At 40.1% G+C, this 22,690-nt stretch carries 21 protein-coding genes and 1 tRNA gene; 17 read left to right on the forward strand and 5 right to left on the reverse strand.

Going from position 1 to position 22,690, the window contains the following annotated elements; all coding sequences use genetic code 11:
- Nucleotides 1–17 precede the first annotated feature (17 nt).
- The 6 genes from RF53_RS03485 (at nt 18) to RF53_RS03510 (ending at nt 4,915) form a co-directional block, all read left to right on the forward strand.
- A complete protein-coding gene (locus RF53_RS03485) occupies nt 18–410 on the forward strand; it encodes a DUF4112 domain-containing protein (protein WP_039036636.1) in 393 nt (130 codons plus the stop codon).
- A 68-nt stretch (nt 411–478) separates the two neighbouring features.
- On the forward strand, nt 479–1,126 hold the full coding sequence (locus RF53_RS03490; protein ID WP_039036637.1) for a glutathione S-transferase family protein: 648 nt from the start codon (nt 479–481) through the stop codon (nt 1,124–1,126).
- A gap of 107 nt (nt 1,127–1,233) precedes the next feature.
- Nucleotides 1,234–1,788: an elongation factor P hydroxylase gene (locus tag RF53_RS03495; protein WP_039036638.1), complete on the forward strand. Its 555-nt coding sequence runs from the start codon at nt 1,234–1,236 to the stop codon at nt 1,786–1,788.
- Nucleotides 1,778–2,941, forward strand: coding sequence for an ATP-NAD kinase family protein (locus RF53_RS03500; protein WP_039036639.1), 1,164 nt, complete (start codon nt 1,778–1,780; stop codon nt 2,939–2,941). The genes RF53_RS03495 and RF53_RS03500 overlap by 11 nt, the downstream gene beginning before the upstream one ends.
- Complete coding sequence (locus RF53_RS03505; protein ID WP_006793362.1) at nt 2,938–3,213, forward strand: YfcL family protein; 276 nt, start codon at nt 2,938–2,940, stop codon at nt 3,211–3,213. The genes RF53_RS03500 and RF53_RS03505 overlap by 4 nt, the downstream gene beginning before the upstream one ends.
- 145 nt (nt 3,214–3,358) lie before the next feature.
- A complete protein-coding gene (locus RF53_RS03510; RefSeq protein WP_006793363.1) occupies nt 3,359–4,915 on the forward strand; it encodes an AbgT family transporter in 1,557 nt (518 codons plus the stop codon).
- A gap of 229 nt (nt 4,916–5,144) precedes the next feature.
- Here RF53_RS03510 and RF53_RS03515 read toward each other — a convergent pair whose 3' ends face one another.
- From RF53_RS03515 to RF53_RS03525, 3 genes are all read right to left on the reverse strand, one after another.
- Nucleotides 5,145–6,947: a DEAD/DEAH box helicase gene (locus RF53_RS03515; RefSeq protein WP_006793364.1), complete on the reverse strand. Its 1,803-nt coding sequence runs from the start codon at nt 6,945–6,947 to the stop codon at nt 5,145–5,147.
- 159 nt (nt 6,948–7,106) lie between these two features.
- Nucleotides 7,107–7,370 carry a GrxA family glutaredoxin gene (locus tag RF53_RS03520; protein WP_010555975.1) on the reverse strand — a complete coding sequence of 88 codons (264 nt, stop codon included), beginning with the start codon at nt 7,368–7,370 and terminating at the stop codon, nt 7,107–7,109.
- A gap of 127 nt (nt 7,371–7,497) precedes the next feature.
- Nucleotides 7,498–7,992 carry a TlpA family protein disulfide reductase gene (locus RF53_RS03525; RefSeq protein WP_052242857.1) on the reverse strand — a complete coding sequence of 165 codons (495 nt, stop codon included), beginning with the start codon at nt 7,990–7,992 and terminating at the stop codon, nt 7,498–7,500.
- Nucleotides 7,993–8,292: 300 nt separating this feature from the next.
- Here RF53_RS03525 and RF53_RS03530 point away from each other — a divergent pair, with 300 nt between their 5' ends.
- Nucleotides 8,293–8,820, forward strand: coding sequence for a redoxin family protein (locus tag RF53_RS03530; RefSeq protein WP_039036640.1), 528 nt, complete (start codon nt 8,293–8,295; stop codon nt 8,818–8,820).
- A 308-nt stretch (nt 8,821–9,128) separates the two neighbouring features.
- A complete protein-coding gene (locus tag RF53_RS03535; protein WP_010555978.1) occupies nt 9,129–9,575 on the forward strand; it encodes an Hsp20 family protein in 447 nt (148 codons plus the stop codon).
- Nucleotides 9,576–9,639: 64 nt separating this feature from the next.
- On the opposite strand, the gene RF53_RS03540 is transcribed toward RF53_RS03535, so the two are convergent.
- Together RF53_RS03540 and RF53_RS03545 are read right to left on the reverse strand one after the other, a co-directional pair.
- Nucleotides 9,640–11,196, reverse strand: coding sequence for a cryptochrome/photolyase family protein (locus RF53_RS03540; RefSeq protein ID WP_039036641.1), 1,557 nt, complete (start codon nt 11,194–11,196; stop codon nt 9,640–9,642).
- 163 nt (nt 11,197–11,359) lie between these two features.
- A complete protein-coding gene (locus RF53_RS03545; protein ID WP_008128088.1) occupies nt 11,360–11,821 on the reverse strand; it encodes a globin in 462 nt (153 codons plus the stop codon).
- A gap of 390 nt (nt 11,822–12,211) precedes the next feature.
- Between RF53_RS03545 and RF53_RS03550 the strand changes: the two genes are divergently transcribed.
- From RF53_RS03550 to nlpI, 9 genes are all read left to right on the forward strand, one after another.
- Nucleotides 12,212–12,288, forward strand: a tRNA-Met gene (locus RF53_RS03550).
- Between the two features lie 282 nt (nt 12,289–12,570).
- Nucleotides 12,571–13,026, forward strand: coding sequence for a ribosome maturation factor RimP (gene rimP / locus RF53_RS03555; protein WP_006793371.1), 456 nt, complete (start codon nt 12,571–12,573; stop codon nt 13,024–13,026).
- Between the two features lie 39 nt (nt 13,027–13,065).
- Nucleotides 13,066–14,565, forward strand: coding sequence for a transcription termination factor NusA (gene nusA / locus RF53_RS03560; protein WP_006793372.1), 1,500 nt, complete (start codon nt 13,066–13,068; stop codon nt 14,563–14,565).
- A 25-nt stretch (nt 14,566–14,590) separates the two neighbouring features.
- Entirely contained in the window at nt 14,591–17,248 is a 2,658-nt protein-coding gene (infB, locus tag RF53_RS03565; RefSeq protein WP_006793373.1) for a translation initiation factor IF-2, read from the forward strand.
- 109 nt (nt 17,249–17,357) lie between these two features.
- Nucleotides 17,358–17,804 carry a 30S ribosome-binding factor RbfA gene (gene rbfA, locus RF53_RS03570; protein ID WP_008128093.1) on the forward strand — a complete coding sequence of 149 codons (447 nt, stop codon included), beginning with the start codon at nt 17,358–17,360 and terminating at the stop codon, nt 17,802–17,804.
- A 14-nt stretch (nt 17,805–17,818) separates the two neighbouring features.
- Nucleotides 17,819–18,763: a tRNA pseudouridine(55) synthase TruB gene (truB, locus tag RF53_RS03575; protein WP_039036642.1), complete on the forward strand. Its 945-nt coding sequence runs from the start codon at nt 17,819–17,821 to the stop codon at nt 18,761–18,763.
- Nucleotides 18,764–18,872: 109 nt separating this feature from the next.
- Nucleotides 18,873–19,142 (forward strand): 30S ribosomal protein S15, encoded by a 270-nt coding sequence (gene rpsO, locus RF53_RS03580; protein ID WP_006793376.1) that lies wholly within the window; start codon nt 18,873–18,875, stop codon nt 19,140–19,142.
- Between the two features lie 330 nt (nt 19,143–19,472).
- Nucleotides 19,473–21,599 (forward strand): polyribonucleotide nucleotidyltransferase, encoded by a 2,127-nt coding sequence (gene pnp, locus RF53_RS03585; protein WP_010555982.1) that lies wholly within the window; start codon nt 19,473–19,475, stop codon nt 21,597–21,599.
- A 212-nt stretch (nt 21,600–21,811) separates the two neighbouring features.
- Nucleotides 21,812–22,690 (forward strand): lipoprotein NlpI, encoded by an 879-nt coding sequence (gene nlpI, locus RF53_RS03590; RefSeq protein ID WP_010555983.1) that lies wholly within the window; start codon nt 21,812–21,814, stop codon nt 22,688–22,690.

A 22,690-nucleotide genomic window follows, 5' to 3' on the forward strand; every position in this document is an offset into this window, starting at 1 on the left:
TTCCACAGAGGTAAATTATGCAGAATTCAATTCAAACACACAGTAAATACGCTAAACAAAAAGCAACCCTTGCGCGCCTTGCGCGTTTTAGCCAATTAACCGACAGTAGTATTCGTTTTCCTTTCACAAACTTTAGGTTTGGTATTGAGGCGGTGATTGGTTTTGTGCCCGTTGTAGGGGATGTGATAGGGCTTATTTTATCTAGTTACGTATTATTTGAGGCTCAAAAGTTAGGTATTAGCTGGCATGTTAAACTGCGGATAATTATTAATATGCTGATAGATTTTTTTGTCGGATCTATTCCTATTTTTGGCGATATATTTGATGCGTTTTTTAAAGCTAATACCCGAAATACACTCATACTGAAAAAGTATATTACTAAGCAACTAAATAAAAACAGTAACGGGTAATTTTTAGTATTTATTTTGCGGTTAATTAATGTACAGTTGAGAAGTTCGTTTTTAACAAGGAATAGGTAATGGAATTATTTATCGGCAATAAAAACTACTCAAGCTGGTCATTGCGCGCATGGTACTTAATGAGCAAATTTGAATTGGAGTTTGATGAAATTCAGCTTGTACTCAATACCCCAGACTTTTACAGCGAGTTAAAAAAACATTTTACAGTTCAAAAGGTACCCGCATTAATTGATGGTGATTTACACGTTTGGGACTCACTTGCTATTTGTGAATACATTAACGATGCGTACCTTTCGCAAGTTGCCTGGCCTAAATACGTAACGCAGCGTGCAACTGCACGAGCTTTAAGCGCTGAAATGCACTCAGACTTTATGGCGCTTAGAAGTGAAATGCCAATGAATATAAGGGCAAAGCGAAAAATTACACTTTCAGATGATGCTAAAAAAGACATCGCCCGTATCGACGACATATTTGCTAAACAGCAAGAAATTTACCCAAACCAGTGGATGTTTGGCGATTTTAGTATTGTTGATGCTATGTATGCCCCCATTGTACTGCGATTAAAAACTTATCAGGTAACCTTGTCTAAAGCCGCTAATAGTTATTGCCAACATGTATTAGCATGCCCTGTATTACAAAGCTGGATAACTCAAGCACTGCAAGAAACCGATATTGTTGATGCAGATGAAGCTGGGGTTGATTTATAAATATAGGTCAGTAAGCGACTTTTACTTTAGCTATAAAAGCCCGTACAATTCGTCTCGTTTTTAGTGCGCCAAAAGGCGCTTTAACCGAGACGAATTAGTCGTATTATATGCATCAAATCGCTGATCTTATTTCTATTTTCGAAAACACATTTTACCAAAGCCATAATACAAGGCTGATAAAAGGTGATTGTGAGCCCGTGTACCTTCCCGTAACACAAGACATTCCTTATCATCAAATTGTGTTTGCACATGGTTTTTATGCCAGTGCCTTGCATGAAATAGCCCATTGGCTGGTTGCGGGCATTGATCGTCGACAACAAGAAGATTACGGCTATTGGTATTGCCCCGATGGCCGCGATAAACACCAGCAGGCTGAGTTCGAAAGTGTAGAAGTCAAGCCACAAGCCATTGAATGGCTATTAAGCACTGCAGCGGGTTTTCCCTTTAATGTATCGGTAGATAATTTAAATGGTGAGCAAACATGTCGTTTTGATTTTCAAAAGCGGGTTCACCAGCGCGTGCTTACGTTGATTGAAAGTGGTTTTAATGCACGAACTCAATCATTATTAATCGCGCTTACTCGTTTTTATCACACACCATGGCCAATGACTGCAAATCAGTTTGATTGGCAACACCCTCAGGAGTTTTGTGATGCAGTTTAAATTAGGTTTAATTATAAACCCTGTAGCAGGATTAGGCGGAAGTGTCGCCCTCAAGGGAAGCGATGGGGCGCAAACCGCAGCAAAAGCGATTGAGCTAGGTGCACAACCTAAAGCAAATAGCCGTACTAAAGCCGCACTAGAAATACTGTTACCGTATAAAGAGCAGCTTGTTATTTATACCGTAAATGGCGAAATGGGCGAACAAACAGCAAAAGCTTTAGGTTTTAATGTTGAAGTTGTATACAACACAGACGCAGTAACAACGCCGGATGATACCGAGAATGCCGCACAGGTGTTAAAAAATGCCGATGTAGATTTAGTTCTATTTGCAGGTGGCGATGGCACCGCACGTAATATTTGCCATGCCATTGAAGATACTGTCCCAGTGCTTGGCATTCCTGCCGGCTGTAAAATCCACTCTGGCGTATATGCCATTACACCAAAAGCTGCAGGGCGGGTTGTTGAAATGCTCGTAAATGGCGAGTTAGTGACGTTAGCTGATGCCGATGTAATGGATATTGACGAAGACGCATTTAGAAAAGGCACAGTAAAAGCTAAACGCTTTGGCGAAATGCAAATACCCAGTGAAGTACGCTATGTGCAAGCTGTAAAAAATGGCGGTAAAGAAACAGACGAATTAGTACTTTCAGATATAGCTGCTTACGTTGTGAGCGAAATGGACGAAGACACACTTTACATTATGGGAAGTGGGTCAACAGTCGAAGCTATAATGGAAGAAATGGGCCTTGAAAATACTTTGTTAGGTGTTGATTTAATAAAAGATCAAACACTTGTAGGCCAAGACCTAACAGCCGCCGACTTACTTGAACTTACCCATAAGAAAAATACCAAGCTTGTGATCACTTTAATTGGTGGGCAGGGTCATATTTTTGGTCGCGGAAATCAGCAGCTAAGCCCTGCGCTTATCCGCGCTATTGGCAAAGAGAATATTATTGTTGTTGCAACAAAAACCAAGCTACAGGCATTGAATAACCGCCCGTTAATTTGCGATACAGGCGACAACGAACTAGACGACGAATTAACAGGTTACATAAAAGTAACCACCGGATTTAACGACCATATTATGTATGCAGTAGGGCACCAATACCAAGATGAAACGGGTGCTATACAAAATCAGGAGATAAACAAGTGACCTTAGTAAACTATATTGACGCGGCTCAACAGTATTATGATGATTTAGTTATCAAAGCAACGGATGACGAATTATTTGCAGGCGGCTACTTACGTGGTCATTTTGATCTTGCTGTAGGCTATGCTGAAGTTGAGCAACTTACTATCAGTATTGAGCAGTTAAACGAAACAGTAGAGCAAAGTCTTGTAAAAGCGTACCGTAACGGAGAACTTAACGAAGAAGACAAGGCACTAGTTGTTCGCTTATGGGAAGAAGTTAAAGCGCTCGCTTAGTAACCAAATGAACAAAAAAAGCACGATTATCTTTGGTAATCGTGCTTTTTTTATTTAACGTTCCTAAAATAGCTTTTTACGTTAATTTACTGTTGCGTATTAATGCGATATTGTTACTTAAATAAATTTTAATGAGCGAAATACAATGAGTAATAATCAAGATGCTTTACCTTCAGGAGTTGTTGCGCGCTTCTTGAATGTAGTTGAGCGGGTTGGTAATAAGCTACCTGATCCAGCAATTATATTTTTGTTTGCTATGTTATTAATATGGGGTTTGTCGTGGTGGTTTTCTGGCGTAAGTTTTGATGCAATTGATCCGCGTACAGGCGAAGCAATTATAATAAACAACATGCTTGCAAGCGACTCGTTGGCCACTTTTTTATCTTCAATGGTAAAAACATTTACCGGCTTTGCTCCTTTAGGCGTAGTACTTGTGGCTATGTTAGGTGTTGGTGTAGCTGAGCACTCAGGCTTTATTAATACTGGCCTTAAGCTGATGTTAAAAGTAACGCCTAAAAAGCTGTTAACACCGTCAATTATTTTAGTTGCTATTGTAAGCCATACAGCCACGGACGCAGGTTACGTGCTTGTGATACCGTTAGCTGGCGTAATCTTTTATGCAGCAGGAAGGCACCCATTAGCGGGTATTGCAGCGGCGTTTGCCGGTGTAAGTGGTGGCTTTGGCGCCAACTTTATTCCATCTGGAATAGACCCATTACTCCAAAGTTTTACACAAAGTGCTGCCCATATTATTAATCCTGATATGTCGATAAATCCATTAAATAATTGGGCGTTTGCCTCAGCATCAAGCATGTTTATTGTATTACTGGGTTGGTATATTACCGATAAGATTATTGAACCGCGTTTACAAAATACGCCTCTAGATGGAAATAGTGAAGACTTACCTGTTTTTGAAGATGCGCGTAGCGATGAAAAGCGCGCATTCTTCATAGCAAGCAGCGTAATGATTGCAGGCATTGCTTTACTCGCTTACGTGTCTGCGCCGGTAGATTCAGCCATGCGTAGTAGCGATGGTTCATTAACTAACTTCCGTTCACCTTTGATGCAATCTATTGTGCCGTTGATCTTTTTGTTATTTTGGATCCCAGGCGCAGTATATGGCTTTACAGTAGGTACATTTAAAAGCTCTAAAGATATGATAGATGCCATGAGCAAGGCAATGGGCGGTATGGCTTACTACATTGTTATGGCATTCTTTTGTGCGTTATTTATTGCTGCCTTTAGCAAATCTAACTTAGGGGCATTACTTGCAATCGAAGGGGCGCAGTTATTAAAAGCCATGGCACTTCCAAGTTCGGTAACGGTGGTAGGTATTATATTTTTAACCGCATTCGTTAATTTATTTGTAGGCTCTAGCTCGGCCAAGTGGGCATTACTAGGGCCGGTATTTGTGCCTATGTTAATGCAACTGGGTATTTCACCTGATTTAACGCAAGCGGCTTATCGTGTTGGTGATTCTAGCTCTAATATTATTACACCGCTTATGCCTTACTTCCCATTAGTTGTGGTTTATTGTCAAAAGTACGTTAAAAGTACGGGAATTGGTACGCTAATAGCGATGATGCTGCCATACTCGGTTGCATTTTTAATAGGCTGGAGCTTGTTTCTACTCGGTTATTGGGCATTGGGTATTCCGCTAGGGTTAGATGCAAGTTACGTGTATCCAGCAGTAGCGCCTTAACATAGAGCATTCGGTACAATACAGTAAAAGCCTCACTATTAATAAAGTAGTGGGGCTTTTTAGTTTTAATTGAATGATTTACACAGAAGTTTATAGTCGCCGTGCTTAGAAGATAATCATGGCTTGCGGTTGTGAGTTACGCAGAACAGCTTGAACCATTACTTAAATTTTAGACACAAAAAAACCTTGGCACTTTCATACCAAGGTTTTTTTATTAAAGAACTGTTGCTTACTTAGCGGTAAAGCTAACTGGGCGACGTTCTTTACGAGGTCCGCTACGCTTATCACCGCGTGGGCCATCGTTACGTTTTCTATCACCAGATGGGCGTTCGCCACGTGGTTCAGCTGGGCCTTGATCTTGTGTAATTGTCATACCCATTGGGCGTTTACAAATAAACACTTTTTGGAAATGATCCAGTACATCTTTAGGCATGTTTTGTGGTAACTGAACAGTGCTGTGTTGATCGTGTAAACGAATGTCACCAATAAACTTACTTGAGATATCAGCTTCATTAGCAATTGCGCCAACAATATTCTTAACCTGAACACCATGCTCACGACCTACTTCGATACGGTAAGTATCCATAGGGCCTGCATCACGGCTGTTACGCTCGCGCGGTTTACGTTCAGAACGTTCACCACCACGTTCGTTACGACGTCCGCGATCACCACGGTCATTACGTGAATTGCGTTCATTACGCTCACGTGGTTGAATCTTAACTTCTTCAACTTTAATTGGCGACTGTTGCTGTGCCAAACACAGTAAAGCACCCGCTAAGTTTTCAAGAGGAAGGTCAAGCTTTTCAGCCATGTTAGTAGCCACTTCGTTAAAGAACGTAATGTCTTTGTTTTCAAGCGCAATACTTAATTTTGCTTGTAACGCAGCGATACGTTTTTCTTCAACAACTTTAGCTGTTGGTAATTCAACCTGTGCAATTTCAGACTTAGTATGACGAATGATATTTTTAAGTAAGTAACGTTCGTTATGCTTAACAAATAAAATTGCTTTACCAGTACGACCTGCACGACCTGTACGACCAATACGGTGAACGTAGGCTTCAGAATCTTGTGGAATGTCGTAGTTGATAACTAAGCTTAAACGGTCTACATCAAGACCACGAGCTGCTACGTCTGTTGCAATAACAACGTTCAGCATGCCACTTTTTAAGCGGTCAACAGTGCGTTCACGTGCTTGCTGGTTCATGTCACCATTAAGCGGAGCTGCAGAGAAACCTTCGCGCTCTAATAATTCAGCAAGTTGAACGGTATCGTTACGTGTACGTACGAAAACAATAGCACCTTCGTATTGCTCAGCTTCTAAAAAGCGAACAATCGCTTTGTTTTTATGTACGCTTGCGTTCCAAAACACTTGCTCAACAGACGATACTGTCGAGTTACGCGCAGAAATATGAACCTGTTCAGGGTTATTCATATATTTGCTGCTGATGTTTTGAATTTGCTTAGGCATGGTCGCAGAGAAAAGACATGTTTGCTTTTCGCGCGGTGTTTTTTCCATGATGTTTTCAACATCATCGATAAAGCCCATACGTAACATTTCATCGGCTTCATCAAGTACAAGTGCTTGAAGAGCATCAAACTTGATAGTGCCACGGTTAATATGATCGATTAATCGACCCGGAGTAGCAACAATGATTTGAGCGCCACGACGAAGTGCGCTTAATTGAATGCTGTAGCTTTGGCCACCGTATAGTGCTAATACTTCAACACCACGAGTACCTTTTGCATATTGTTCAAATGCCTCAGCAACTTGGATCGCAAGCTCACGTGTAGGTGTGAGTACAAGGATCTGTGGCTGTTTCACAGACGGGTCAATATTGTTTAGTAACGGCAGTGCAAATGCTGCGGTTTTACCTGTACCCGTTTGTGCTAGTCCCAGTACGTCCTTTCTTTCTAGCAATAACGGTATACATTGAGCTTGGATTTCAGATGGTGTCTTGTAACCCAACTCTTCAACTGCCTTCAAAATTGCAGGAGAAAGATTTAGAGATTCAAACGTGACTGGTTCTGACATTAATACGCCTCAACGAATTTAAAGAGGCGCGCATTATATAGGATTAGCGAGGCAAATGCTTGTATAAATTAAAACTAATTTGTATGTGCTTGATGTTGGTTGAAATTTAACCAGTCCAGTTGTGGGATTATTGAACTGGTTAACAAATTTAATATACGACTACTTGTACAAGCCTAGGTTTTCTTTTGCATAAGCTTCAAATTCGGTAAAACCGCCAATGTGACTTTGATCAACAAAAATTTGCGGGACAGTAGGACAAGGTTTACCTGCTGACTTCTCTAAATCGGCTTTGCTTATGCCTTCTTTTATGATGTCGATGTAACGAAATTTAAAATCATCGCGCTCGTTGGCAAGTTGCTCTGCAACATCTTTGGCACGAACACAAAATGGGCAGCCTTCACGGCCAAAAATTACTGTAAGCATAGTGCTCTCCTTTATTTGATTGAATTTAGTTTAAATGATTAAAAAATATAATAAAGCGCAAAAAAGTGATTGTGCCATTCTATTATTGCGATGAACATTAATTTGACCGAGTCATGAACGGCATAATTCACCACGTTCTTGCCGCTATTCCTAATTGGGTTGAATAGCCCATTGCGTGTGCTGTTATCTGTAAATTTGCATTTATTACGTAGTAAGTTGGAAAAGCGCTTACTTTATAATTTGATTGGGTATATTGATTACCAAGAAGTATGGGCATACTTAGGTTTAAGTCATCAATAAATTGAGTAACTTGTTGCTCATTTTTATAATCAAGGGCAATACCAATTACATTAATGTCTGAGTTTATTAAGGTGCTTTGTAAGTTGGGCATGCTGTAGCGGCATATTGTGCACCAAGGAGCAAAGAAATACACAATGGTTGTTCTCCCTTCAAGCTCTGCAATACTAAATCTTTCGTTATTTTTATTTAAAATAGGCAAGTTAAAATAAGGGGCAGGAGTATGGTTTGTTTCAAGTAAATTACGCGTTTGGTAGGCACTTGCTAAGTAAAACACGAGTATTGCTAAACTTAAATTCATTAACGTGCTACGTATTAATGCCATTGATTTTATCTGACCTATTTATAATTAAAAACCAACCCTAACATAAATGCTAAGCAGCCACTGTTATTTGATAGGCAGAGCTTTAGCGTTTGCTTGTGTATCAAGCCCAGTTGCTAATAAAGCCTATGTTAAAGTTTCACTGCTTTACACAAATCAGGCCTTTAGCTAATAAGGTCTGCTGATTACGTTAGAAATTTCCTGATTACATTTTAATGGTTGAATTTATAACTTTAACCCTAAGCTCTATATTTGAGACGAACATATAGAATATGTTTTTTAACTGCAAAGGAGATCAAGATCATGAGCAATTATTTACAACCAGCAATGAAAATGCCTTCACTTAAAGTTAAAGATAATGAGAACAACCTTGCTGACGTGTCAGCTCGACAGACAGATTTACCCTGGAAAATGATAGTAATCTATCGCGGAAAGCATTGTCCATTATGTACTAAACAACTTAATGCACTTGCTAAAATGAATGATAAATTTAAAGATGCAGGGGTAGAGATTGCCGCTGTTAGTGGTGACAGCCACGCACAGTTAACAGAGCATCTAAATGATTTACATGTTAATTTTCCTCTTTATAGTGGTTTATCACTAGCTCAAATGACTGATTTAGGCCTGTATATTAGTGAACCACGCAGTGAAAAAGAAACCGATCACCCATTTGCTGAACCTGCTATTTTTGTAATTAACGAGCATGATCAAATTCAGATACTAGATAAATCAAATGCACCTTTTTCACGCCCTGATTTAAATGATTTGTTGGCTGGCATTGAATTTATTCGCGAAAACGATTATCCAATTCGTGGCACATTAACACACTAATTAGCGATGAATACTTAGCGCTAATCTACAATACTGAACAACCATTTTGAGGCATTAAAAGCATTTGACTTTTTAATGCCTCAAAATGGGTTACTAATTTCACTAGTTTATAAAATGAGGAATTTTTTAAATATTTTAATTTATTTACTTGAAAACATTTTTACCGTCCATATATAGTTTAGTAGGACGCCTGATGGGTCCTAAACTAAACTTAAACAATTGAAATTTATATTATTAATTTATATTTGTTAGCGCTTGTTCAAATGAAAAGTGCAAACAAAATATCGCTTAAATATGAGGATATTATTATGCGTACAGTAGACTTATCACCACTTTATCGTTCATTCATTGGGTTTGATCATTTAGCGTCTTTAATGGATGCTGCGGCGAACACAGACAAACAGCCGAGCTTTCCTCCTTACAACATTGAAGCACTCGATCAAGACAGATACCAAATCACTATGGCTGTTGCCGGATTTAGCGACAACGAGCTAAGCATTGAGTCAGAAAATAACACATTAAAAGTAGCGGGTATAAAAGCTAATAAAGATGAAAACAAAGAACGTAAGTTTATTCATCAAGGAATTGCAGAGCGCAATTTCGAGCGAAAGTTCCAGCTAGGAGACCATGTTAAAGTACTTGGCGCCGACTTAGCAAACGGCCTACTTACTATAGAGCTTAAGCGCGAAATACCTGAAGCATTAAAACCGCGCAAAATTGAGATTGGCCAAGGACGTTTATTAGAAGATAGCTAATCTGGTTTTAACAACATTTTTTCCCTGATTATTTGGCCGCCTCTCCTGAGGCGGCTTTTTTGTGTCATAAAGACTCAATGTTATTTATGTAGTGTGTAGCTTGATTAAGTGTGTCTTCGCGTAATTCATCGCTTTGCTTATCCCAATTTCTATAAACCATGCCTATGCGTGGATTTTTCTCTAGTTTTTCGCGGTGTGTTTGCATAAAACGCCAATATAAACTGTTCAGTGGGCAAGCTTTATCCCCCACTTTTTGTTTCACGTCGTATTGACAATTTTTGCAGTAGTCGCTCATTTTATTAACGTAATTACCACTTGCAGCATAGGGTTTGGTAGCAATAATTCCATCGTCTGCAAATTGGCTCATTCCACGTGTGTTGGGCATTTCTACCCACTCAATGGCATCTATATAGACACCTAAGTACCAGTTATCAACTTCGTCAGGGTTTATTCCGCTGAGTAAACAAAAGTTACCAATGATCATCAAGCGCTGTATATGATGAGCATAGGCAGTATCTAAGCTTTGCTTTAATGAGTGGTTCAAACAGTTCATTTTTGTATTACCATCCCAAAAATATTGAGGGAGCTTATTATTGGCTTTTAGTTGATTTTTAGTCGCGTAGTCGGGCATGTTTACCCAATAAACAGCACGAACGTATTCTCGCCAACCGAGTATTTGCCTGGTAAACCCTTCAACTTGTGAAAGAGATATCTCGTCAGGCCGTTGCTCGAATTCAGATATTACACGTTTGATTACATACAAGGGGTGAAGAAGTTTTGTGTTTAGGGCAAAAGAGAGCCTGCTATGGTAAAGACTGGTATTGTCTTTACTTTGATCTGTCATTGCATCCTGAAACTTACCAAAATTGGCAAGTAAATGCTCACAAAAGTATTCAAGAGATTCTTTGGCTTGCTTACGTGACGTAGACCATTCGAGTTTTCCTTCTTTAATTTCTCCAAAGTAAGCGATGTTGTGTTTTTTTAAACGAGCGAGGATATGACTTACATCGTTTTTAAATAATTTAGGCTCTGGGATAGATTTTAAGTCTTGCTTAGAAAATTTATTGCGGTTATTACTGTCGTAGTTCCATTTACCGCCAGCTGGCTTATCGTCCTCCATTAATAAATCATATCGTTTACGCATAGCACGATAAAAGTGCTCCATGGTCACGTGCTTATCTTTTTTGAATCGATCTTTAATTTCGTTAAAGGGTAGTAAAAAATGCTCTGAGTCATATGCTGATACATTTATTTCGGATGATTTTTCAAAATCAGCTAATTGCGATTTTAACCTAAATTCGTCTGGGTATAAGTATTCTATGCAGGAGCAGTTATATTCCTTAGCAACACGATTTAGTAGTGCGGGTAGGTGTTTATCTTCGTGTGTGTCGTCTAGGGTTAAGTGCAATACATTGAAACCTGCAGATTTTAACGCAGTTGCAAAGTTTTCCATCGCATTAAAAAAAGCACAAAGCTTTTGCACATGGTGTTTAACGTAATTGGTTTCTTGTTTTAATTCTGCGATAAGGTAGAGAACATCGTCTTCTTTACCTTTAAACCAAGAATGAGAAGGATTGAGTTGATCGCCTAAAATGAGTCTTAAGGTTTTGTAAGTCGCCATGATTAAACCAAAATTGAATTTGTACGAGGATGTCTGCTTAATCGATCGCTGTAATATTAATAACAAATTGTATAATTTGAGCTTTATTTAAATATTCGTTAATGAGTGTATAAACACTCATCAAGCATCAAATTTGATATGAATAGACTCAATTAAAATCGCCTTAGTTATTATTGCTTTGCTTTTGCTTCGAAAGTTGGGTTAAGCACACTACGTTAGAAACGTTAAACAGCGTATCATTCGTATAGCGTTCAAAGTAAGTAAGCACTTTGCGCCATGCTAAATGACTTTCTTCATTAAAAAACCGACCTAAATGTTCAACTAATGTTACATAAAATATATCAGTCAGAGGTTTAATATCACTCTGCTGAATATTTAATTTTTTTAAAAACTGTAAGTGATGGCTCAGAAATGGCGCAACCGATGATGGATTATCAATATTTTTGATTATGCGCTCTAAGGTACAATATAAAATATAACTTTTTTCGTTAAACTGTTCAGCTGTTAGCGTGTTCATCGAAATATCTGACTCTACAAGCTTTCTATGAAAACGCGCGGTAAATGCATGAAAGTTTGGTTTTATGATGCCAATACTTTTTAATAAAACAGATTTATGTGAATTCATCAGAGCCTCACAGAAGATTAAAAACTTATTTTTTATTTTTTATCATTATAGCTCGCGTAACAAAAATTACACGTTTTTTGATATAAAAGTATTAATTTGTTGATAACTTTTTGAGTTCTATTGTTTTTTAAATAAAAGTGAGAGTAGTTATTAATTCCATTATTGTGATTTCACTGGGCTTAGCCAGCAAATGATTAGCCGTTTAAAATAGGTTTATACCTATAATAGGTATAATGTTTTATTTCCTTACATCTGATTTGAACTGTATTTCCAAAGTTATTGGTTATTATGGTTGCTAATTATCCCCAACATCCCTATAATAGCGGCCATTGTTTAGTCTGTTTTAAAACAGCTAACAGCGATGTTAAATCAAGGTTTGATATCTATTGGCGCGGGATGGAGCAGCCTGGTAGCTCGTCGGGCTCATAACCCGAAGGTCGTCGGTTCAAATCCGGCTCCCGCAACCAATTCTACTAATAAGTGAGAACTTATTATTTTATATCGCGCATTCTATGTAATGCGCGTTTTGCGTTTAAGCTAATGTAGTTTAATTTGGTCAGTTACTGACTCGCAACCAAGCTCGGCCCTAGGCCACACAGTTTTATGCTTTATTGGTGTGACGCCCCGCTTGGTTCGGGGCGTTGTTGTATCTGCACCTTTCTTAATTTATGGCGGTTGTCATTAAATTAAAATTTAAACTCAGTATTTTAGGGCTATAAGCCCTTTTTTTGTTTGTATGGAGGATTTTCGTGACAAAACTTGAACAAGATTTAGTAACCATGTTAACGCCTGCGGTAGAAATGTTAGGCTTTGAGTTACATGGTCTTGAATTTGTACAAGCGGGTCGCCATTCTACCTTAAGAGTATATATTGCTCATGAGGATGGGATCTCAGTTGATAACTGTGCGGACGCTAGTCGCCAAATTAGTGCGATTTTAGATGTCGAAGACCCAATTACAAATGAATATGATTTGGAAGTGTCGTCTCCTGGTGTTGATCGTCCATTATTCAAACAAGATCACTACGAGCAGGCGCAAGGAGAGGAAGTACGAGTGCGTACTAAACTTCCACAAGACGGTCGTCGAAATTTTAAAGGCGACTTAATAGCAGTTAGCAGCGATATGATCACACTATCTAGTGATGGTGTAGAGCATTTGATCATGCTTAGTAATATAGAACGTGCGAATTTAATCGCAAAGTTTTAAATTCGAGTGCGAAGGAATAGGGCAAGCGAGGCATTACCCATGGCAAAAGAGATATTATTGGTTGCTGAAGCCGTTTCCAATGAGAAAGCGGTTCCAAAAGAAAAGATTTTTGAAGCATTAGAGTTCGCATTAGCGACTGCGACAAAGAAAAAACACGATGGTGAAATTGAAGTACGTGTATCAATTGACCGTAAAACAGGTGATTACGATACGTTCCGCCGCTGGCAGATTGCTGAAGTATTAGAGGATGGTTCATTAGAAAATCCTTACAGCGAAATAACATTAGAAGCTGCGCAGGTTGAAGAGCCTGACTTACAGCTAGGTGATTTTGTTGAAGAGCAAATTGATTCAATCAAATTTGACCGCATCACAACACAAATGGCTAAACAAGTAATCGTACAAAAAGTACGTGAAGCTGAGCGCGCTTTAGTTGTTGACGCATATAAAGACCAAGTGGGTGAGTTAGTAACAGGTGTTGTTAAAAAAGCAACGCGTGATTCAATCGTACTTGATTTAGGCAACAACGCTGAAGCAGTTATTTACCGTGATGACATGCTACCACGCGAAAACTTCCGTCCAGGCGACCGTATCCGTGGTCTTTTATACGAAGTTAAGCCAGAAGCACGCGGCGCACAGTTATTTGTAACGCGTTCTAAGCCAGAAATGCTGATGGAATTATTCCGCATTGAGGTGCCAGAAATTGGCGAAGAAATGATTGAACTTCGCGCTGCTGCACGTGATCCAGGTTCGCGCGCTAAAATTGCTGTTAAGTCAAACGACAAGCGCATTGATCCAATTGGTGCATGTGTTGGTATGCGTGGAGCTCGTGTTCAAGCTGTTTCGTCTGAACTTGGTGGTGAGCGTGTTGATATCGTTCTTTACGATGACAACCCTGCACAATTTGTTATCAATGCAATGTCGCCAGCTGAGGTTGCTTCAATAGTATTAGATGAAGACACTCATTCGATGGATATCGCTGTAGAAGCCGATAATCTAGCACAAGCGATTGGTCGTAATGGTCAAAATGTTCGTTTAGCAAGCCAGTTAACTGGTTGGGAACTAAACGTTATGACTGTTGACGAAATGCGTACTAAAAATGAAGCGGAATCAGATAAGTTACTTAACTTATTTACTGAAAATTTAGATATCGATGATGAGTTTGCAACCTTACTTATCAACGAAGGTTTCTCAACACTTGAAGAAGTGGCGTACGTGCCAGCCTCTGAGTTTTTAGAAATTGACGGTCTTGACGAAGAAACGGTGGATGTTTTACGTTCACGCGCTAAAGATGCATTAACAACTAAAGCACTTAAAACGGAAGAAAGCTTAGAAGGCGCAGAGCCAGCTGAAGACTTACTTGCGCTTGAAGGCTTAGAGCGTCATCTAGCATTTGTAATGGCAAGTAAAGGTGTTGTAACACTTGAAGACTTGGCTGAGCAAGGTATTGACGAGCTAGTCGATATCACAGAGCTTTCATCTGAACAAGCAGGTGAGCTGATTATGGCTGCACGAAACATTTGTTGGTTTGCAGACGAGTAATTTATTAACGGAGGTATTACACACTATGGCAGAAGTAAATGTTGAAAAACTAGCCGGCGATATAGGTACAACTGTTGATAAATTGCTACAGCAATTTTCGCAAGCGGGTATCACTAAGCAGGCAACTGATAATGTAACTGAAGCTGAAAAAGCAACGTTACTTGATCATTTAAGCAAATCACATGGCGGCACGGGCTCTGAAGGTCCTGCACGCATGACTTTACAGCGTAAGAGCAAAAGCACATTAAATGTGACTGGCTCTACAGGTAAAGCGAAGGCGGTTCAGGTTGAAGTTCGCAAAACACGTACATACGTGAAGAAAAGCGCGATGGAACAAGAGCAAGAGCAACAACGCTTAGCCGCTGAAGAAAAAGCCCGTCTTGAAGAGCAGCAAAAAGCTGAACAAGCTGCAGCTGAGTTAAAGGCAAAACAAGAGGCAGAACGTAAAGCGAAAGAAGACGCTGATCGTAAAGCCAAAGAAGAAGCTAAACGTAAAGCAGACGCTGAACGTAAAGCGAAACAAAAGCAGATGACCCCAGAGCAAAGTGCTAAGTCTGAGAAAGATCGCATCGAAGCTGAGCGTCTGCAAAAAGAAGCAGAAGAGGCCGCATTGAAGAAAGCTGAAGAAGAAGCGAAACGTCAGGCAGAAGAAGCAAGAAAACTAGCTGAAGAAAACTCGGCTCGTTGGAAGAAAGAAGAGGAAGAGCGTAAGAAGCGTGAAGAAACAGCAGATCACCACCTTACGACTTCAACTTACGCACGTGAAGCAGAAGATGTAGCTGATGCTCGTGAAGAGCAAGGCTCTCGCCGTGCTAAGAAAAAGAAAAAAGCGCCAGCAAAAGATAAGTTTGCAGCGTCTAAGGGTAAAAAAGGTAAGCTGAAAGCACCTGCATCATTACAGCATGGTTTCCAAAAACCAACAGCTGATGTAAAAAATGAAGTACGCATTAGCGAAACAATTACAGTGGCTGAGCTTGCATCACGCATGGCAGTTAAAGGCGCTGAAGTTGTAAAAACAATGATGAAAATGGGTGACATGGTTACAATTAACCAAGTTATTGACCAAGAAACTGCGCAACTTGTAGCAGAAGAAATGGGCCATAAAGTTATTATCGTTAAAGAAAACGAATTAGAGCAAACAGTACTTAACGACCGCCATGAAGATGGTAAGTCAGAGCCTCGTGCTCCAGTTGTTACTGTAATGGGTCACGTTGACCATGGTAAAACATCAACGCTTGATTACATTCGTTCAGCAAAAGTTGCTTCAGGCGAAGCCGGTGGTATTACGCAGCATATTGGTGCATACCATGTTGAAACAAATGGCAACATGATCACATTTTTAGATACTCCGGGTCACGCCGCGTTTACATCAATGCGTGCTCGTGGTGCTAAAGCAACAGATATTGTAATCCTAGTAGTTGCAGCCGATGATGGTGTAATGCCACAGACTAAAGAAGCGGTACAGCATGCTCGCGCAGCGGGTGTTCCTTTAATCATTGCTGTGAACAAAATGGATAAAGAAGGCGCAGATCCAGATCGCGTTAAGAACGAGCTAGCACAGCTTGACGTTATCCCAGAAGAATGGGGCGGCGACACGCAGTACGTTCATATCTCAGCTAAAACAGGCTTAGGTATTGATGAACTACTTGAAGCCGTACTTATGCAATCTGAGCTATTAGAACTAACTGCACCAAGTCAAGGTATGGCTGCAGGTGTTGTAATTGAATCGCGTCTTGATAAAGGCCGTGGTCCAGTAGCGTCTATCCTTGTTCAGTCAGGTACACTTAACCAAGGTGACATTGTATTATGTGGTCTTGAGTATGGCCGTGTTCGTGCTATGCGTGATGAAAACGGTAAAGATATCAAGTCTGCAGGTCCTTCTATTCCAGTAGAGATTTTAGGTCTATCTGGTATCCCTGCAGCCGGTGATGAAGCAACGGTAGTTAAAGACGAGCGTAAAGCGCGTGAAGTTGCATTATACCGTCAAGGTAAATTCCGTGATGTTAAATTAGCACGCCAGCAAAAAGCGAAACTTGAAAACATGTTTACTAACATGGCTGAAGGTGACGTTTCTGAAGTTAACGTGGTACTTAAAGCAGACGTTCAAGGTTCTATCGAAGCGATTTCTGATTCACTAACTAAGCTTTCTACTGACGAAGTAAAAGTGAAGATTGTGGGGTCTGGCGTTGGTGGAATCACAGAAACAGATGCAACGCTTGCTGCGGCGTCTAACGCGATTGTTGTTGGCTTTAACGTTCGTGCTGATGCATCTGCACGTAAAGTGATTGATTCTGAGAACCTCGACTTACGCTACTACAGCGTTATTTACGCCTTAATCGAAGAAGTTAAGCAAGCGATGTCAGGTATGCTTGCACCAGAATTTAAGCAAGAAATTATTGGTCTTGCTCAGGTTCGTGACGTGTTCAAATCACCAAAAATTGGCGCAATTGCTGGTTGTATGGTGACTGAAGGTGTTATTAAGCGCAGCGCGCCTATCCGTGTACTACGTGATAACGTGGTTATATACGAAGGCGAACTTGAATCACTTCGTCGCTTTAAAGACGATGTGCAAGAAGTGCGTAATGGTATGGAATGTGGTATCGGTGTTAAGAACTACAATGACGTACGTGTTGGTGACCAAATCGAAGTATTTGAAACAGTTGAAGTACAACGTACTCTATAATTGTTAGCTCACTAAACAAATAAATGGGGGCTTAGCCCCCATTTGTGTATCTATTACTTAATTAGCTTATTATTAAATTTCAATAAGTTACATTTTTAGGACAAGTTTCATGAGAGAATTTTCTCGCACTGATCGTGTTGGCCAGCAAATCCAAAAAGAAATTGCTGTGATTTTACAACGCGAAATTAAAGATCCGCGCTTAGGCATGGTGACAGTGTCTGCGGTAGAAGTATCGCGCGATTTATCTTATGCAAAAATTTTCATCACTGTGTTTAACACAAAAGATGAAGATGCAGCAAAGCAAAGCGCAAAAGTACTTAACGAAGCTACGGGCTATATTCGTTCGCTTTTAGGCAAGCGGATTCGTGCTCGTATTATGCCAGAGCTAAAGTTTGTGGTTGATAATTCATTAATGGAAGGGATGCGTATCTCTAACTTAGTGGACACAATCATCAGAGAAGATAACGCAAAACACGTCAATGAAGACGATAGCAGTGTTGATGATGCGTCGAACTCAGATGACAACATTAAACAAGCAGATGATAAAGATAGCTAAGAAGGCATATAGCGATGGCAAGACGCAGTAAAGGCCGTCCAATAGACGGGATTTTGTTGTTAGATAAACCCAAAGGTATTTCGTCAAACAAGGCATTACAGCAAGCAAAAGGTATCTATTTTGCCCAAAAGGCGGGGCACACAGGTGCACTCGACCCGCTTGCTACCGGTATGCTGCCAATCTGTTTTGGTGAAGCGACTAAGTTTACTCAGTTTTTACTTGATACCGATAAAACCTATGTTGTGCGAGCTAAGTTAGGTGAAAGAACAACAACATCAGACTCTGATGGTGAAATAGTTCAGACGCGAGATGTAAACGTAACTGTTGATCAACTAAAGCAAGAAATTTCAGCGTTTTTAGGTGAATCTGATCAGTATCCATCGATGTATTCTGCGCTTAAGTATGAAGGGAAACCTTTGTATAAATATGCGCGTGAAGGGATTGAAGTTCCTCGAAAATGCAGAAAAATAAATGTATTTAGCCTAACGCTTGATGAGTTTGATGAAGCGAATAATGAAGTACAAATGACAGCTCACGTTTCTAAAGGGACTTACATTCGTACTATTGTTGATGACTTAGGTGAAAACTTAGGCTGTGGTGCTCATGTAATTATGCTTCATCGCTCGGCTGTTGGCCATTACCCCGCAGATAAAATGGTATCGATAGAGCAGTTAGAATCGTTACTAGCTAAAGCCAAAGACGAAGAAACCGTTCCGTCAACCTACCTTGACGAACTGCTTTTGCCAATGGACACCGCTCTAGTTGATTTACCGGTTGTGGAAATCACTAAAGAGCAGGGTGTTTCATTTAGCCATGGGCAAGCTGTAGTTATTGGTAAAGAATTACCTGATGGTGCAATAAAGGTATTAGCCGATGGTGTGTTTATAGGCACAGGCGAGAAAAACCCTGATGGCCATTTAAAATCAAAACGCGGTCTATCAAACCAGCAGGCAGAGTAAAGTTTAACTTGTAGTTATTATTATACTTGGTAGAATACGCCCGCTTAATCGTTTTGGCTGAATTAGTGATCGGCTGAGACACCTTTTAAATTTAATTTTTGGAGTTACTATGTCACTAAGCAATCAAGAAAAAATCGATATCATTGCTAAATTCGCACGTGCTGAAGGCGACACTGGTTCACCTGAAGTACAAGTAGCATTACTTACTTTTGATATCAACAAGCTTCAAGGTCACTTTGCTGATCACAAGCATGACTTCCACTCACGTCGTGGTCTGCTTCGTAAAGTAAGCACTCGCCGTAAACTGCTTGATTACCTTAAAGGTAAAGATATCTCGCGTTATACTGCACTAATCAAAGAACTTGGCCTACGTCGCTAAGAACTTGATTACGAGAAAAGGAGCTTTTTAGCTCCTTTTTTTGTGCCTGAAATTTAACAAATTACATCGCAATGTCACCTTTAAAGCTATCTGTAGTCGCTCTCATTAATTCGAGCCAATTAGATGCCAAACACACAAACTAAAACTGTTTGCTGGACTCGCATTTTTACGTGGCTTTGGTATATACTGTGCGCGTAGATAAAAAGGTTTATCTACGGTTATTAACATCATTGCCAATTGTAGTACTTAATTGATTTCCAACTGAATACAATTATGTACTGTAATTGGTACTTTGATGGAACACTTATTTAGATTTAAAGGATATTTTAAGTGCAAGCAATTATAAAAGAATTTCAACTAGGTCAACACACTGTAACCCTAGAAACAGGTGCAATCGCACGTCAAGCAGACGGCGCAGTACTAGCAAGCATTGGCGATACGTCAGTACTAGTAACGGTTGTTGGTAAGCGTGAAGCACAGCCAGGTCAAGACTTCTTCCCACTAACAGTTAACTACCAAGAGCGTATGTACGCTGCAGGTCGTATCCCAGGTGGTTTCCTTAAGCGTGAAGGTCGTCCTAACGATGGCGAAACACTAATTGCACGTCTTATTGACCGTCCAATTCGTCCACTTTTCCCAAATGGTTTTGTAAACGAAGTACAAGTTATTGCAACTGTTGTATCTGTAAACCCTGAAATCCAACCTGATATGGTTGCGATGATTGGTACATCAGCAGCACTTGCTATCTCTGGTATCCCGTTCAGTGGTCCAATTGGTGCAGCTCGTGTTGGTTACATTGGTGGTGAATACGTTCTTAACCCAACGTTAAAAGAACTTGAAGAGAGCCAACTTGATTTAGTTGTTGCTGGTACTGATAACGCAGTACTTATGGTTGAATCAGAAGCAGACGTACTTGCTGAAGACGTAATGCTAGGCGCGGTTGTATACGGCCATGAGCAATCACAGTCTATCATCAATGCTATTAACGAATTTAAAGCAGAAGCAGGCAAGCCTACTTGGGATTGGACTGCACCTGAGAAAAACGTATCTCTTGAAGAGAAAGTAGCTGAACTTGCTGCTGATAAAGTAGGCGAAGCTTACCGTATTACTGATAAAGTAGCGCGTAAGGAAGCACTTGGCGTAGCTAAAGATGCAGTTATCGAAGCACTTTCAAGCGAGCTTGCTGAAGGCGAAACGCTTGATAAGCAAGAAGTGGGTAAAGTATTCGGTTCACTTGAGAAGAAAATTGTTCGTGGCCGTATCGCTGCAGGCGAAAAACGTATCGATGGTCGTGAACCAGATATGATCCGTGCACTAGACGTAATGACTGGCGTATTACCGCGTACTCACGGTTCTGCTATCTTCACACGTGGTGAAACGCAAGCATTAGTAACAGCAACGCTTGGTACAGAACGTGATTCACAGTTAATCGACGATTTAACGGGCACGCACAAAAACCACTTTATGCTTAACTACAACTTCCCTCCATTCTGTGTAGGTGAAACTGGTTTTGTTGGTTCTCCTAAGCGTCGTGAAATTGGCCACGGTAACCTAGCTAAGCGTGGTATCCAAGCAGTAATGCCAACATTGACTGACTTCCCATATTCAATCCGTGTTGTATCTGAAATCACTGAATCAAACGGTTCATCTTCAATGGCATCTGTGTGTGGTACATCACTAGCGCTTATGAACGCGGGTGTTCCAATTAAAGCATCTGTTGCAGGTATTGCTATGGGTCTAGTTAAAGAAGACGAGAAATTCGTTGTTCTTTCTGACATCTTAGGTGACGAAGATCACTTAGGTGACATGGACTTTAAAGTAGCGGGTACTACTAACGGTATCACTGCATTGCAAATGGATATCAAGATTGAAGGTATCACACAAGAAATCATGCAAATTGCGCTTAAACAAGCAAAAGCAGCACGTTTACACATATTAGAAGTGATGGACGAAGCGATTTCTGCTCCTTCTGAAGAGCTTTCAATGTTTGCTCCGCGCATTTACACAATGAAAATTCCACAGAAGAAAATTGCTGAAGTTATTGGTAAAGGTGGCGCTACTATTCGTCAACTTACTGAAGAAACAGGCACAACAATTGAAATCGGTGATGACGGTACAATCAAAATTGCCGCTACTGACGGTGAAAGCGCTGCAAATGCAATCAGCCGCATTGAGCAACTAACAGCAGAACTTGAAGTAGGTACTATCTACGAAGGTAAAGTTGTACGTATTGTAGATTTCGGTGCGTTTGTAAATATTCTTCCAGGTAAAGATGGTTTAGTGCATATTTCTCAAATTAGCACAGAGCGCGTTAATAACGTTGCTGATCACCTTAGCGAAGGTCAAGAAGTTAAAGTTAAAGTACTAGAAGTAGACCGTCAAGGTCGTGTACGTCTTAGTATTAAAGAAGCAATGGAATCAGCTGCACCAGCGGCAGATGCGTCAACTGATGCTTAATTGCTAATACTTAATCCAGATATTTTCTGGATAATATAAAAGGGGGCTGTTTAGCCCCTTTTTTTATGCTTTAATGAGGGACTTGAATTTAAACAAAGATTATTCAAGGAAGCTAAATTACTTACGATGATACACAACAGTGTATGTGCAACTATGAACCAAATCATTGGTCGTCAGTCATAATGCTACCAACCTTGGTATTAAGGATTTTAATGATTTTCAAACACATTGCTTTGGCGTCTTTTGCTATTTTGTCTTTAAGCGCTTGCCAAACAACAACCCAATCAGAATCAGCACCTGTAGTAAATGTGCCTTTCACTGCCCCCTTAGCGTCTGATTTTCGCAGTGAAATAGCTATCGCACGTTATTCAGAATTACTTAATAGAGCTGATTTAACGCCAGAGCAACAAGCAAAGTTATATTACGACCGCGGAGTGCTGTTCGATAGTTTAGGCATGACCACTTTATCGCGTATTGACTTTAACCGTGCGGTAAAACTTAAGCCTGACTTAGCTGAGGTGTATAATTTTTTAGGTATTCAACACACATTAATGCAGCAATATGAAAAAGCGTACGAGCTTTTTGATTCTGCGTTAGAGCTAGATGAAGAGCACGAATACGCTTACTTAAACCGCGGTATTGCGCTTTATTATGGTGATAGGCCCAGTATTGCAAAAACAGACTTCAGTCAATTTTTAGCGCGTTCTCCTAACGACCCGTATCGCGTTTTGTGGGTGTATTTAGCTCAAGCTAAATTAGACAAAGATTCAGCAGTTGCTGAACTAAAAACTAACTCTAAAGCGCTTGATGACTCGCAATGGGCATATCAGTTAATCTCACTTTTTGCGGGTGATATGAGTGAGCATACATTTTTATCTGGTGTAAGCGATGGCGTTAAGTCAGAGCAAGAATATGCCCAGCGTTTGTGCGAAGCTTATTTTTACTTAGCAAAACTTCACCAAGCAGCGGGTGATACCTATGTTGCCGCTGATTATTTTAGATTGGCACTATCTACTAATGTACATGAGTTTATAGAATATAAATATGCTCGCTTAGAGCTTGAACTTTTAATGGAAGCAGACGCAAGTTAG

This window comes from Pseudoalteromonas sp. ECSMB14103 (assembly GCF_000813065.1).
Classification (GTDB): Bacteria; Pseudomonadota; Gammaproteobacteria; order Enterobacterales; family Alteromonadaceae; genus Pseudoalteromonas; species Pseudoalteromonas marina.